Annotated in this window: 13 protein-coding genes; 4 read left to right on the top strand and 9 right to left on the bottom strand. The window is 72.2% G+C overall.

Annotated features, from left to right (window positions below):
- Positions 1–79: 79 nt before the first annotated feature.
- From HQQ79_RS00070 to HQQ79_RS00055, 4 genes are all read right to left on the bottom strand, one after another.
- Positions 80–1,546, bottom strand: a complete 1,467-nt coding sequence (locus HQQ79_RS00070) for an SDR family oxidoreductase (RefSeq protein ID WP_173032083.1) — start codon at positions 1,544–1,546, stop codon at positions 80–82.
- A 30-nt stretch (positions 1,547–1,576) separates the two neighbouring features.
- Positions 1,577–2,032: a GNAT family N-acetyltransferase gene (locus tag HQQ79_RS00065; RefSeq protein WP_240048629.1), complete on the bottom strand. Its 456-nt coding sequence runs from the start codon at positions 2,030–2,032 to the stop codon at positions 1,577–1,579.
- A 61-nt stretch (positions 2,033–2,093) separates the two neighbouring features.
- Complete coding sequence (locus HQQ79_RS00060) at positions 2,094–3,071, bottom strand: SDR family NAD(P)-dependent oxidoreductase (protein ID WP_173032082.1); 978 nt, start codon at positions 3,069–3,071, stop codon at positions 2,094–2,096.
- Positions 3,068–4,042, bottom strand: coding sequence for a chlorophyllase (locus HQQ79_RS00055; protein WP_173032081.1), 975 nt, complete (start codon positions 4,040–4,042; stop codon positions 3,068–3,070). The genes HQQ79_RS00060 and HQQ79_RS00055 overlap by 4 nt, the downstream gene beginning before the upstream one ends.
- 154 nt (positions 4,043–4,196) lie before the next feature.
- Here HQQ79_RS00055 and HQQ79_RS00050 point away from each other — a divergent pair, with 154 nt between their 5' ends.
- Positions 4,197–4,799, top strand: a complete 603-nt coding sequence (locus HQQ79_RS00050) for a TetR/AcrR family transcriptional regulator (protein ID WP_173032080.1) — start codon at positions 4,197–4,199, stop codon at positions 4,797–4,799.
- Between the two features lie 120 nt (positions 4,800–4,919).
- Here HQQ79_RS00050 and HQQ79_RS00045 read toward each other — a convergent pair whose 3' ends face one another.
- The 4 genes from HQQ79_RS00045 to HQQ79_RS00030 form a co-directional block, all read right to left on the bottom strand.
- Positions 4,920–5,111, bottom strand: a complete 192-nt coding sequence (locus HQQ79_RS00045; RefSeq protein ID WP_173032079.1) for a hypothetical protein — start codon at positions 5,109–5,111, stop codon at positions 4,920–4,922.
- Positions 5,108–6,130: an arsenic resistance protein gene (locus HQQ79_RS00040; RefSeq protein ID WP_173032078.1), complete on the bottom strand. Its 1,023-nt coding sequence runs from the start codon at positions 6,128–6,130 to the stop codon at positions 5,108–5,110. The genes HQQ79_RS00045 and HQQ79_RS00040 overlap by 4 nt, the downstream gene beginning before the upstream one ends.
- Positions 6,130–7,257, bottom strand: a complete 1,128-nt coding sequence (locus tag HQQ79_RS00035) for an NAD(P)/FAD-dependent oxidoreductase (RefSeq protein ID WP_173032077.1) — start codon at positions 7,255–7,257, stop codon at positions 6,130–6,132. Before HQQ79_RS00035 ends, HQQ79_RS00040 begins: the two co-directional genes overlap by 1 nt.
- Before the next feature lie 107 nt (positions 7,258–7,364).
- A complete protein-coding gene (locus HQQ79_RS00030) occupies positions 7,365–7,697 on the bottom strand; it encodes a hypothetical protein (RefSeq protein ID WP_173032076.1) in 333 nt (110 codons plus the stop codon).
- Between the two features lie 65 nt (positions 7,698–7,762).
- Between HQQ79_RS00030 and HQQ79_RS00025 the strand changes: the two genes are divergently transcribed.
- The 3 genes from HQQ79_RS00025 to HQQ79_RS00015 all read left to right on the top strand — a co-directional run bounded on the left by HQQ79_RS00025 (position 7,763) and on the right by HQQ79_RS00015 (position 9,881).
- On the top strand, positions 7,763–8,719 hold the full coding sequence (locus HQQ79_RS00025) for a serine hydrolase domain-containing protein (RefSeq protein WP_173032075.1): 957 nt from the start codon (positions 7,763–7,765) through the stop codon (positions 8,717–8,719).
- A gap of 57 nt (positions 8,720–8,776) precedes the next feature.
- Positions 8,777–9,484, top strand: coding sequence for a 5'-methylthioadenosine/S-adenosylhomocysteine nucleosidase (mtnN, locus tag HQQ79_RS00020; protein WP_083404427.1), 708 nt, complete (start codon positions 8,777–8,779; stop codon positions 9,482–9,484).
- Positions 9,485–9,725: 241 nt separating this feature from the next.
- On the top strand, positions 9,726–9,881 hold the full coding sequence (locus tag HQQ79_RS00015) for a hypothetical protein (protein WP_155896774.1): 156 nt from the start codon (positions 9,726–9,728) through the stop codon (positions 9,879–9,881).
- Positions 9,882–9,935: 54 nt separating this feature from the next.
- Here HQQ79_RS00015 and HQQ79_RS00010 read toward each other — a convergent pair whose 3' ends face one another.
- On the bottom strand, positions 9,936–12,359 hold the full coding sequence (locus HQQ79_RS00010; RefSeq protein ID WP_173032074.1) for an excinuclease ABC subunit UvrA: 2,424 nt from the start codon (positions 12,357–12,359) through the stop codon (positions 9,936–9,938).
- Positions 12,360–12,661 lie beyond the last annotated feature (302 nt).

Here is a 12,661-nt window from a genome sequence, read left to right as displayed (position 1 = left end):
CTCCGCTGACGTTGACTGAACGGATTGATCCGATGTCGATCCTGTGCGGATGGTGACGCATCCAACGGTCAGCCGCTCGTCACCACGAACTCGGCGCGTAGTCCTTCAGGAAGACGCCGAACACGTCCTCGCCGGCTTCGCCCCGGACGATCGGGTCGTAGACGCGGGCAGCCCCGTCGACCAGGTCGAGCGGCGCGTGGAAGCCCTCTTCGGCGAGCCGGACCTTCGTGGGGTGCGGCCGCTCGTCCGTGATCCAGCCGGTGTCGACGCTCGTCATCAGGATGTTGTCGGTCTCGAACATCTCCTGCGCGCTCGTGCGGGTGAGCATGTTCACGGCGGCCTTCGCCATGTTCGTGTGCGGGTGCCCTGGCCCCTTGTACGCGCGGCCGAACACCCCTTCCATGGCGCTGACGTTCACCACGTAGGTGCGGCGTCCCTTGCTCGCGGCCATGGCGGGGCGGAGCTTCGAGATGAGGATGAACGGCGCCGTGGTGTTGGCCAGCTGGACCTCGAGCATCTCGAGCGGGTCGACCTCGTCCACCTGCTGGGTCCACGAGTTCTCGTCGTGCAGGTCGGGGACCAGGCCACCGGCGTCGATCGCGGTGCCCAGGGCGAGCCGTTCGAGCGAGCTCGATCCCGGCGCCATCGCCTGTTCGGTCAGCTCGTCGGCTCGGGCTGCGGCGGCCGCGAGGATCGGGTGCGCGGCCACCGAGCGGGCGAGCGCCAGCGGGTGCTGGTCGTTCGTGTGTCCGAACGTCACGAGTTCGGGCAGTGGTCCGTCGGGCAGCGGCGCGAGTTCCGCGTCGACCAGCGGCTGGTAGGCCCCGGTCGACCGGCGCACGGTCTGCGTGGCGTTGTTGATCAGGATGTCGAGGGGGCCGGACGCTGCGACGTCCTCGGCGAGCCCGATCACCTGGGCGGGGTCGCGCAGGTCGATGCCGACGACCTTCAGGCGGTCCATCCAGTCGGCGGAGTCGGGCAGGCTCGCGAACCGGCGCACCGCGTCGCGGGGGAACCGCGTGGTGATGGTGGTGTGGGCCCCGTCGCGCAGCAGCCGGAGGGCGATGTACATGCCGATCTTCGCGCGACCGCCGGTGAGCAGCGCCCGCTTGCCGGTCAGGTCCGTCCGGGCGTCGCGCTTCGCGTGGCTCATGCGTGCGCACGCCGGGCAGAGCTGGTGGTAGAACGCGTCGACGACCGTGTAGTGCTGCTTGCACATGTAGCAGGGCCGTGATTTCAGCAGCGTGCCCGCGGTGGTCGACGCGGTCGAGGCGCTGATCAGGACGCCGCGGGTCTCGTCGTCGATCCGGTCGGCGGCCCCGGTGGCGGTGGCGGCGATCACTCGGCGGTCGGCCTCGGCGATGACGCCGCGCTTCTCGAGACGGTGCGCGCGCTTGACGGCCTTGAACATCTTCGCGGTGGCCTGGCGGACCCGGATGAAGTCCGGGTGCGTCTCGTCGATCGACGGCAGCTGCTCGAGCACCCGGAGCGCGACGGTCAGGTCGTCGGGGTCGATGCCGCTGGGTTCGGGGTGCTCGGAGCTCACACGCGATCCTACGTCGGGACCGAGCACCGATCAGACGAGCTGCCGCTCCATGCACACGCTCGTCGGGTCGTCGACGTACGGGCCGAACCGGGGGATGTCCGCGTACCCGGCCTTCCGGTACAGCGCGATCGCCGCGGCCTGCGGCAGGCCGGTCTCGAGCCGGACGGTCCCGATGCCGACCGCGCGGGCCCGGTCGTGCAGGGCATCGAGCAGCCGCGTCCCCACTCCGAGCCCGCGCGCGGCATCGCTCACGAACATGCGCTTGACCTCGCCGGTACCGTCGCCAGCGTCGACGAGCGCCACCGTGCCGAGGGCGGTGCCGTCCTCGCGCGCCACCAGGAACGTGACGTCGGGCTGGTCCAGGTCGTCGACGTCGAGGGCGTGGTAGTTCTCGGCCGCGTAGAGGCTCAGTCCGTAGTCGTCACCCTGCTGCAGCAGATGCAGGACGTCGTCCTGCCGGGGGCTCTCGATCCGCACGGTCAGCACCGTCACACAGTAGCGAGGACGACGAGAACAGTGGGCAGACGAGGCCCCCGGCCGACGGTGATCAGGCCACGAGTCCCTCGCTGACCTCCCACAGCCGCCGGGCATCGTCGGCGTCGAGCATCGCCGAGTTCGCGTCCGACGGGATCCGGTCCGCGGTGAGGGGAAGGACCCGGTCGTCGATCACGGCGACGTCGCTGTCCTTCAGGTAGACCCCGCCGACGCCGTCGAGCAGCGGGCTCGCGGCACCGAACACGAGCGTCGCTGCGCCCTGCTCGACGGTCTTCTTGCCGACCTCGGGGTCGATGACGGTCACCCCGTGGTCGTCGACCAGTCCCTGCTCGCGGTACGACGCGAGTACCGCCGGGTCGTGCGGGCCGGGTCCGATGATGACGCCCGGGTGCGCGGCGAAGGCTCGGATGCCCTGGTCGGCGTACCGCCGGTCGAGCTCCACCGTGAACAGGACGTTGGCGCGCTTCGACTGCCCGTACGCGGTGACCGGGTCGTACCCGTGCGCGAACGTCAGGTCGTCCCACCGGATCTGCCCGAACCGCGCCGCGCCGGAGGTGACGGTCAGGACCCGCGCACCACGGGCCTCCAGGAGGGCGGGGAGGAGCGCCCGCGTGAGCTGGAAGTGCCCGAGGTGCGTCGTCGAGAACGCCAGTTCGTTGCCGCGGCCGTCGAGCCGGCGGTCCGGGGTGAAGAGCATCGCGGCACTGTTCACGAGCATGTGCAGCGGGCGGCCGGAGGCCGACCAGCGCGCGGCGAAGGCATCGACCGACGACGGGTCGGTGAGGTCGAGGGCCTCGACGTGGATGCCCGGGATGTCGGCGACGGCTGCGGATGCCCGGTCGACGTCACGTGAGGCGACGGTGACGTCGGCGCCGGCCTCCGCGAGGGCGCGGCTGGTCTCACGGCCGAGGCGGCTGTGTCCGCCGGTCACGACGACGTTCCGGCCGGTCAGGTCGACGCCGTGCAGGACGTCGGCGGCGGTGGACGCGGCGGTGAAGCCGCTGGGCAGGGGGTGCTGGTCGGTGATCACGACTGGTGCTCCTTCGATTCGATGTGGCCGACCGCGGCAGCAGGGCCGGCCGCGACGGCGGCAGCATGGCCGGCCGCGTCGGCGGTGTCAGGGCCGACGGCGTCGGCGATCGCCGACCACGCGTCGGGGTCGAGCCCGAGCTCGGTCCGGAGGAACGCCGTCGTGGTGTGGCGGACGAGGTCCACACGCTCGGGGCTCTCGTCCGTGGTGGCGGTCGACTCGTAGTCCTGGATCCCGCCGAGCAGGTGCTCGCCGCCGTGGACGGTCACCAGGTGCCGCGCACCGGGGCTCAGGTGGTAGACGTCGGTGAACCAGTCCGGGCCTCGCGTCGAGAGCTGGGACTGGTCGTGGTCGCCGGCGACGACGAGTGACGGGGTGTGCAGCTGGCTGAAGTCGGGGCTCATGAACGCGAAGTGCTCCTGCGCGAACGGCACGAGGTCGCCGCGCGCGATCCCGGTGGTGGACAGCAGGACCCCGGCGCGCACGCGGTGGTCGGTGCGGTCCTCGCCCGGCCGCCCGTCGGCGTCCAGGACGCGGGCCCCGAGCAGCATGCCCACGGACTGTCCGCCCCACGAGTGTCCGACCGCGGCGAGGCGTGCGGTGTCGACGCGCCCGCTCAGGCCGGGGACCGCGTCGATGATCTGGTCGAGGTCGTCGAGCACCCGTTCGAGGTCGTCGACGCGCGTCTGCCAGAGGGTCGGGTAGCGCGGGTCCTCGAGCGTCAGCCCGTAGGCCTTCGCGTCGAGGAAGGTCGGTTGGACGACGACGAAGCCGTTCGCGGTCCAGTGGTCGACCAGGGGGTCGCCGCCGGTCATGGACTGGCCGAAGCCGTGGGCGAAGACGATGACGGGCAGGTCCGTGCCGGTCGTCGGTGCGGTGATCCGGACCTCGGGGTCCTGACCGCGCGAGGGTGCGGGAAGCGTGACGGGGCGCACGCTGATGACCTGCGGTCGAGGTGCTGTGGGTGCCATGTGGGCCTTTCCGGGATGCGGTGTCGCCCGTGGTCGGAGCGATCGTCGTCCGAAACGGAGCGACGTTCCGGAACGATACGGAACAACGATCCGGATTGCAAGAGGAAGCGGAGCGTTGTTCCGCATTCCGTCTGCGTCGTGCGATGATCGACGCATGAGCACCCCGTCGACCGACCCCGTGCCGCGTCGCCGTCGCGACGTCGAGCGCAACGAGCGCACGATCCTCGACGCCGCTGCCGCGGTCTTCACGGCCTCGGGCGTCGGCGCACCGGTGCGCGAGGTCGCCACCGCCGCCGGTGTCGGGGTGGGCACGCTCTACCGGCACTTCCCGACCCGTTCGGACCTGGTCGTCGCCGTCTACCGGCACCAGATCGAGGCCCTGGTCGACGCGGGGCCGGCGCTGCTCGACTCTGAACCGACGCCGTTTGCCGCCCTGCTGCGCTGGGTGCACCAGTTCGTCGACTTCCTCGGCACCAAGCACGGCCTGGCGCGTGTCTGGGAGGGCGACGCCGACGGCTTCACGGCGCTGCACACGCTGTTCGTCGACGAGCTCGTGCCCGTGCTCGGCTGGCTGCTCGACGCCGCGCGGGCGTCCGGCGAGGTGGCGGCACCGACCGCGCCGTACCAGCTGCTCCGGGCCGTGGGTGACCTGGTGGCGTGGAGTCCCCAGGACCCCGACTACGACGTCCGGACGATCGTGACCCTCCTGGTCACCGGGCTGCGGCAGGCGCAGCCGACGGTGACCGACAGCGCGTAGCCGGCCACGTGCACTGGTCGCGACCTGCACCGGACTGGAGGCGCGGTGCGGGCTGTCACGGGCTTCCCGTCCGGCGTCGCGACCGTCTCGGGCCGCACCAGCGCCGTCGGAGCGCCCCGTTCAGACCGCGTCCGGCTCCGCCGGGCAGCCATCTGTGTCCTCGTGTTCCGGCAGCACGTCGACGTCGGTGACCGTGTACCCGAGCGGCACCTGGCCGAGCGCGAGCAGGAGCGCCGTCCGCCGGTCGTCGTGCTCGGTCTCGATCACCCGCCGCTCGGTGGGCACGACGACGAGTCGGACCCGGTGCGTCACGGGTGCCCCCACGCTGCGGTGCCGCGCAGGCGTCGCTCGGCGTGCTGACCACGTCGCCGACGCAGCAGCAGGTGGCGGACCGCGAGCAGGTGCGGGAACTCGACGAGCATGCCGACGACGATCGCCGTGGTGACCAGCGGCTGGTGGGGGAGTGCGGCGCTCGTCAGCCCGATCATCAGGGGCGCGTTGCGGGCCGCCGTCGTCATCGCGAGCAGCGCCGACCGCGGGTACGACAGGGCGGCGAGGCGTGACGCCCACTCGGCTGCGATGAACATGACGGCGAAGAAGACCACCGCGCACCCCAGCACGGCGACGAACACCGGCAGGTTCGCCAGCAGCAGCGCGATGTGCGAGGCGAAGAGCCCGGCGACCATCGCGCCCACGATCCAGGGCACCGCGCGGCCGGGCAGGGCGGCGGCGCGGGCTCGAGCGCCGTCCGGCAGCAGTGAGATCCCGAGGCGGATCACCACGGCGATCGCGGCGGGCAGGACGAACCACTGCAGCAGGGTGCCGACGGTCCCCACGGCATCGACGCCGGCGTTGCCGCCCAGGACCGTGATCCACACCGGGAACAGCAGCAGCTGGGTGACCATGTTGATCGGCAGCAGGGTCGCCCCGACAGCGGTGTCCCCGTCGCTCAGGCGGGTGAACGCCAGGAACCAGTCGGTGCAGGGTGCCAGGAAGTACAGCATCACGCCGAGTTGGACGGCGGGGTGCCCGGGCAGGGCCACGCGGGTGAGCAGGAACGCGACGAGCGGGGCGAGCAGGAAGTTCATGCTCCAGGCGATGCCGATGACCTTCCACGCGCCCGTCGTCCGTGGGAGGCGGCGCAGCGGGACGTCGACGAACAGGGCGACGACCAGGGTGATCACCAACGGGTCCACCACGGAGCCCATGGCGTCGCCGCTCGCGGGGGAGGCCCCGCCGATCACCGACCCGACCAGGATGGCGCCGCCGACGATCGCGGGGGTGGCCCAGAGCCGTGCACCGGCGGGGTGGGCGGGCCGCTGTGCCGGCATCAGCACGCGCATTCGACACCGCAGCAGCTCAGGTCGTCGGTGAGCATCCCGGCGTCGTCCCACTCCTGCAGGTCGCCGCAGTCGCGCCCGGCCCGTTCGCCGATGACGCGGGCGACGTGGGCGAACCGCTGCCGGAACTTGTACACGAAGCAGAACTGCAGCCCACCGTGCCGGAGCGCCGTGCCTGCCAGGAACAGCCCGGGCGTGGTGGTCGACTCGTCGTCCTCGGTGAGCAGCGGCCAGCCGTCAGCGCGGGTGTCGAACAGGCTCGCGGCCGGTCCGAGCCCCGGGCCGTACCCGGTGGCGAGGATCGGTGGCGCGTCCGCGCCCAGGGCGGTCCGTCCGGCGACCCCGACGGTGAACCCGTCTCCGGACCGCTTGATGCCGGTGACCTGGCCGTCGTCGACCAGGGTGAGGCGTCCGCTGGCCCGCGCGGCCGCGAGCCGTTGACGGGTCCGCGGGGCGAGGCGGAACGACGGGTCGGACCCGCTGCCGGCGTCCCAGGGGTGGGACGGGTCGACGACAGTCACCGTCGCCCCCTGCTCGACGTGGTGGCACGCCAGGTCGATGCCGGACTCGAAGCCACCCACGACCACCACGTGTCCGGACTGCGCCACCCAGGCTGCCTCGGCGGACGCGTGCACCCCGAGCGACGTGCCGGCGCAACGGGGCAGGATCGGGTCGGAGAACTCGCCGCCGGCCCAGACCACGTTGCGGGTGACGACGGGGCCGCGGCTCGTGGTCACGCGGAAGCGGTCGTCGTCCGGCTCGATGTGCTCGACCTCGGTGTCGAGCAGGGTCGGCAGGTGGAAGGCCGCGACGACGCCGCGCAGGTACCGGGCGTACTCCGGCCCCGAGGGGTAGTCGGTCCCCAGGCTGTAGGCGGGTGAGGTGCGCGGGTGGACCGCGTTGAGGTCGGTGGCCCCGAACCCGTTCCCGGTGAAGGACGGCGTCAGGAACCGCTGGTGCTCGGGCCACCGCCGGAACGTGTCCCCGACGACGCCGCGTTCGACGACGCCGAACAGCAGGCCGTCGACGGCGTGGAGTGCCAGGCCGGTGCCGATGCCGGCCGGTCCGGCTCCGACCACGAGGGCGTCGAGGGTCTCGGTGGGGTGTGGTGCTGGCATGGGGTCGGTCTTCCCAGCAGCTGTGGCTGCGTCGATGGAACGGCCACTGTCGTGTGGTCGCTGACCGCCATCTTAGTGAGAAGCGTTATCAACAAGCTACCGCAGCATCAGCCCGCCGGCGTCGAGTACAGGACCGCCAGGGTCGCGACCAGTCCGACGACCACGATGGCGAGGTCGAGCACGGCCAGGGTGACGAGTCGGGCACGTTGCGGCCGGACGGCCGTCCGCACCACGACCATCGCCACGAACAACGCGACGACGAGCACCAGCGCCGGCCAGCCGATCGCCGGCGCTCGGATCGCCATGAGCACCATCACCGCGGCGACGATGACGGCCGTGACGGCTCCCCACACGAGCCAGTTCGAGCCCGACGCCGTCCGGAGTGCGGGCTGGTCGCCGACGCGGGTGGGATCTGGGCGGCGGGGCTGTTCGTCGGACACGAGCCGGACGGTACGCGGCGGCCCCTGCCCGTCCCCGCAGCCGCCCGGCCACGAGATGATGAGGTGTGCACACCGCCGCGACCATCCTCGACGCCGTCGTCCGGCACATCGACACCACCGGGTTCGCCGCACACGGCATCCACGTGCGCACGCGGACTGCGGCTCCGGGCACCGATGACGTTGCCGAGCACCACTGGACCCCCGACGTCCGGCGCGAGGTCCACTCCGCCGCCAAGGGAGTCTGCGTACTGGCCACCGGCATCGCGGCCGACGACGGCCTGGTCGACCTCGACGAACCGATCGCGACGTACCTGGCCGGCACCGGCCTCGGGACGGAGGCCGGCCTCGTCCTCGGCGACGGCGTCGACCGGGTCACCCTCCGCCACCTGCTCACCATGACCAGCGGGATCGACATGCCCTGGTCGGCGACCGAGCTGACGGACTGGCCGGACCTGGCGGCCGAGTTCCTGCGGCGCCCGTCCCGCGGCCGGGTGTTCCAGTACGCGAACGCCAGCACCTACACCGCGATGCGCGTGCTCGAGACCCGGGTCGGTGACGTCGGCGCGTTCGTCGCGGAGCGGCTGTTCGCGCCGCTCGGCCTCCGGGACGTCGAGTGGCAGCGTTGCCCGAACGGGTTCGTCGCCGGCGGCGAGGGGCTGTCGCTCCGCACCGAGGAACTCGCCCGCGTCGGGCACCTGATCCGCGACCGCGGGGTCGTCGACGGACAGCGGATCGTCAGCGCGCGGTGGTGCGACGCGATACACACCGACTGGGTGGAGCGCGAGGGCACCGGCCCCGGGTACGAGCGGTACGCGCTGGCGGGGTGGGGTGGTCCCGGCCGGCTCTGGCGCCTGCACGGTGCGTACGGGCAGATGCTGCTGTTCGACGAGACCGAGGCGAGCAACGACACCGGCACCGTCGTCACGATCACCGCCGACGACCACTTCGGCGCCGACGCGCTCGCCGCCTTCGTCGCCGACGAGCTGGCCCGGCAGGACCCCCGCCAGGACCCCCGCCGGTAGCGACCGCGACGACCCGACCTGCACGTCCGCGCGCGCCCGGCGTGGGAGGATCGATCAGTGCAGCAGCAACCCGTCGCGATCATCATCGCGGCCATGAGCGAAGAGGTCTCGGCCTTCGCCGACCTCTTCGGCGGCGTCCCCGTCCTCGACGGCCCCGTCGGTGGCCACGACCCGCACCAGCTGCTCGACATCGGCGGCGCCACGGTCGTCGTGCGCCGCAGCGGCATCGGCTTCACGAACGCCACGGCCGCGGTCGCCCACGGCTTCCACGACTTCGGCCCGGGCATCCCGGTGATCAGCGTCGGGACCGCCGGCGGGCTCATGCACGGTGTCGCCATCGGTGACGTCGTGGTCGGCGACCGGTACGTCAACCTCAACGCCGACGCCACCGCGTTCGGCTACGCCCTGGGCCAGGTCCCCGGCATGCCGACCGGCTACGCGCCGGATGCCCGGCTCGTCGAGCTCGCGATGGGCGCCGACATCGCGTGGCCGCTGCGATCGGCGACGATCGGCTCGAGCGAGGTCTTCGTGACCGAGGGCCGTGCCCGCGCACTCCGGGTCGCGTTCCCCGACGTGGCCGCGGTCGACATGGAGTCGGCCGCCATCGCGCAGTTCGCCCACGTGCACGACATGCCGTTCGTCTCGGTCCGGTGCATCAGCGACCTCTGTGCGCCGGATGGCGCCGAGTTCCGCGAGCACCTGGACGACGCCGCGGCGCGCGCAGCGCGCGTGGTCCACGACCTGGTGCTCGGCCTGCGTTCCTGAGTCCGCACCGGTGCACCGGCCTGGAGGCGTGACTCGCCGCCGCAGGTCTGCCGGCGGTGATCCGGGCCTCCAGTCCATCCCGCCTGGTCGCGTCCGTGCCTGCGTTCCGCGGCCATCAGGCGGCCGGAATTGCGTTCCACGGACGTTCCGGGACGGATTGCGAACTCGGCTCCGAGGCGCTCGCTAGCGTCCATTTCGGGGGGGCCAAGGAACCACGGCCAATCACACAGGGAGATCAGCCATGAGCGCCTACACGAGCGACGAGAACGTCGAACCTGCACGCATCACCACCTTCAAGCGCGTCCGCAAGCAGTGGCGTCGGACGGGTGAGGTCGGCTACACGCACAGTGGCAGCGACTTCTTCCGCGACGACGCCCCGGAAGCGGTCCAGCGGTAACCAGCGGCAGCCACGAAGTGCCCGCCAGGAGCGATCCTGGCGGGCACTTCTGCGTCAGCGACCGAGCTGGTCCCGCAGGTAGGGCGCGGTCCGGCTGGTGGTCGACGCGGCGACCTCGGCAGGCGTGCCGGAGACGACGACCTGGCCACCCTCGACACCGCCGGACGGCCCCATGTCGATGACGTGGTCGGCGCTCGCGACGACGTCCATGGCGTGCTCCACCACGACGACCGTGTTGCCCGCCTCGGTCAGGCGGGCGAGCTGGGCGGTGAGCAGCTCGACGTCGGCCGGGTGCAGGCCGGTGGTGGGCTCGTCGAGCAGGTACAGGGTGTGGCCGGTCCGCGCGCGCTGGAGTTCCGTGGCGAGCTTGATGCGCTGCGCCTCGCCGCCGGACAGCTCCGGAGCGGGCTGGCCGAGCCGCAGGTAGCCGAGGCCGACCTCGCGGAGGGTCTCGAGTCCGCGTGCGGCTGCGGGCAGGGACGCCAGGAACGGCGCCGCTTCGTCGACGGTCATGCCGAGGACGTCGGCGATGGACGCCCCGTTCCACCGGACCTCGAGCGTCTCGGCGGTGTAGCGGGAGCCGTGGCACTCGGGGCACGGGGCCCAGCTGCCCGGCAGGAAGAGGAGTTCGACGGACACCGACCCCTCGCCCTGGCAGACCTCGCACCGGCCGCCGGCGACGTTGAACGAGAACCGTCCGGCGGTCCAGCCCCGGGCTTTCGCGTCGTCGGTCTGGGCGAAGGCGGCCCGGACCGCGTCGAACAGGCCGGTGTAGGTGGCGAGGTTCGAGCGGGGCGTCCGGCCGATCGGCTTCTGGTCGACCTGCACGACGCGGTCGATGATCGGGTGCGACGTCGCGACGCCGGGCAGCACGCCGCCGACGAGCGACGACTTGCCGGAGCCGCTGACCCCGGTGACCGCGGTGAGCACACCGAGCGGCAGGTCGACGTCGAGCCCCCGCAGGTTGTGCAGGGTGAGGTCGCGGAGTTCGAGCGTGCCGATCGGGGTCCGGACGGCGCGGTCGGCGGTCGGCTGCCGGGGTTCCAGGAAGCGCCGGGTGACCGAGGCCTCGACCTCGGCCAGGCCGGCGACCGGGCCGCTGTACAGGACGGTGCCGCCACCGGTGCCCGCGCGGGGGCCGACGTCGACGATCCAGTCGGCTCGGCGCACGATGCTCATGTCGTGCTCGACGACGAAGACGCTGTTGCCGCCGGCGCGCAGGTCGTCGAGGACGTCGACGAGGGACTCGGCATCGGCGGGGTGCAGCCCGGCGCTCGGTTCGTCGAGCACGTAGACGACACCGAACAGGCCGGAGCGCAGCTGCGTCGCGATCCGCAGCCGCTGGCTCTCGCCGGGGGAGAGCGTCGGGGTGGCGCGGTCGAGCGCGAGGTAGCCGAGGCCCAGGCCGACCAGGACCTCGACGCGGGTGAGCAGGTCGCGGGAGATCGCCACGGCGACCTCGGTGTGCTCGCCGGACGATGCTCGCGACGTCGCCGCTGCCGCGTCGGTGATCGCCGCGATCGGGCGCAGGACGTCGGCCAGGCCGGTTAACGGCAGGGCGTTCAGCTCGGCGATCGAGTGGCCGCCGATCGTGACGGCGAGGGCGGCTCGGGTCAGGCCGGTGCCGCCGCACAGCCCGCACGGGCCGGACTCGACGAACTGCAGCACCTTCTTGCGCTGGGTCTCGCTCTGCGAGTCGGCGAGGGTGTGCAGCACGAACTGGCGGGCGCTCCAGAACCGGCCCTTGTAGGGCTTCGCCACACGGTCGCGCTTCGGCTGCACCTGCACGACGGGCTGTTCCTCGGTGAAGAGCAGCCAGTCGCGGTCCTCGCGCGACAGCTCGCGCCACGGGCGGTCGATGTCGTAGCCGAGCACGGCGGTGACGTCGCGCAGGTTCTTGCCCTGCCACGCACCGGGCCAGGCGGTGATCGCGCCGTCGCGGATGCTCAGCGACGGATCGTGCACGGCCGATGCCTCGGTGACCTCGTGCGCGGTCCCGATGCCGTGGCACCGGGGGCAGGCGCCGGCGACGGTGTTCGGCGAGAAGGAGTCCGACTCGAGCCGGTCGGCGCCGGACAGGTAGGTGCCGGCACGCGAGTAGAGCATGCGCATCGAGTTCGACAGCGTGGTCATGGTGCCGACGGTGGAGCGGGAGCTCGGGGCGCCGCGGCGCTGCTGCAGGGCGACGGCGGGCGGCAGTCCGGTGATCGAGTCGACGTGCGGGGTGGACCCCTGCGCGATCAGCCGCCGCGCGTACGGGGCGACGGACTCGAGGAACCGCCGCTGGGCCTCGGCGAAGACGGTGCCGAAGGCGAGCGAGGACTTGCCGGAGCCGGAGACGCCGGTGAACGCGACGATCCGGTCGCGGGGGATATCCACGTCGACGTCGCGCAGGTTGTTCTCGCGGGCGCCTCGGACGCGGATGAAGTCGTCCGGCCCGGGTCGGTCGTCGGTGGGGGTCGAGCGAGGAGCGGGCATTCGCTCGATCGTAGGCTCGGCCACTGGGAGAAGCAGTACCGGTGCGGAACCGCGAACGACGAAGAGCCGCTCCGCCCTGATCGGCGGAGCGACTCTTCGTGTCGAGCGGTGTTGCGGCAGGTGTTACTTGATCTGGGCGGTGATGGTGGCGGTGCCGACGAGCAGGCCGCGCTTGACGGCGTCGGTGCCGAAGGTCTTGTTCAGCAGGCCGGCGGCGTCCTCGCTGATGTGGACGGTGGTGCCGGTGAGGATGGCGTTGTCGCCCTCGAGCTGGAGGGGCTTGAGGGAGCCGCCGTGCAGCT

The organism is Curtobacterium sp. VKM Ac-2852, from assembly GCF_013205045.1.
GTDB classification, from domain to species: Bacteria; Actinomycetota; Actinomycetes; order Actinomycetales; family Microbacteriaceae; genus Curtobacterium; species Curtobacterium flaccumfaciens.
This window is presented reverse-complemented; position numbering and strand designations above follow the sequence as displayed.

Coding starts and splice junctions, on each gene's coding strand:
- HQQ79_RS00055 (WP_173032081.1), bottom strand. CDS start 4,042: ATGGCACCCACAGCACCTCGACCGCAGGTCATCAGCGTGCGCCCCGTC.
- HQQ79_RS00050 (WP_173032080.1), top strand. CDS start 4,197: ATGAGCACCCCGTCGACCGACCCCGTGCCGCGTCGCCGTCGCGACGTC.
- HQQ79_RS00040 (WP_173032078.1), bottom strand. CDS start 6,130: ATGCCGGCACAGCGGCCCGCCCACCCCGCCGGTGCACGGCTCTGGGCC.
- HQQ79_RS00035 (WP_173032077.1), bottom strand. CDS start 7,257: ATGCCAGCACCACACCCCACCGAGACCCTCGACGCCCTCGTGGTCGGA.
- HQQ79_RS00015 (WP_155896774.1), top strand. CDS start 9,726: ATGAGCGCCTACACGAGCGACGAGAACGTCGAACCTGCACGCATCACC.
- HQQ79_RS00010 (WP_173032074.1), bottom strand. CDS start 12,359: ATGCCCGCTCCTCGCTCGACCCCCACCGACGACCGACCCGGGCCGGAC.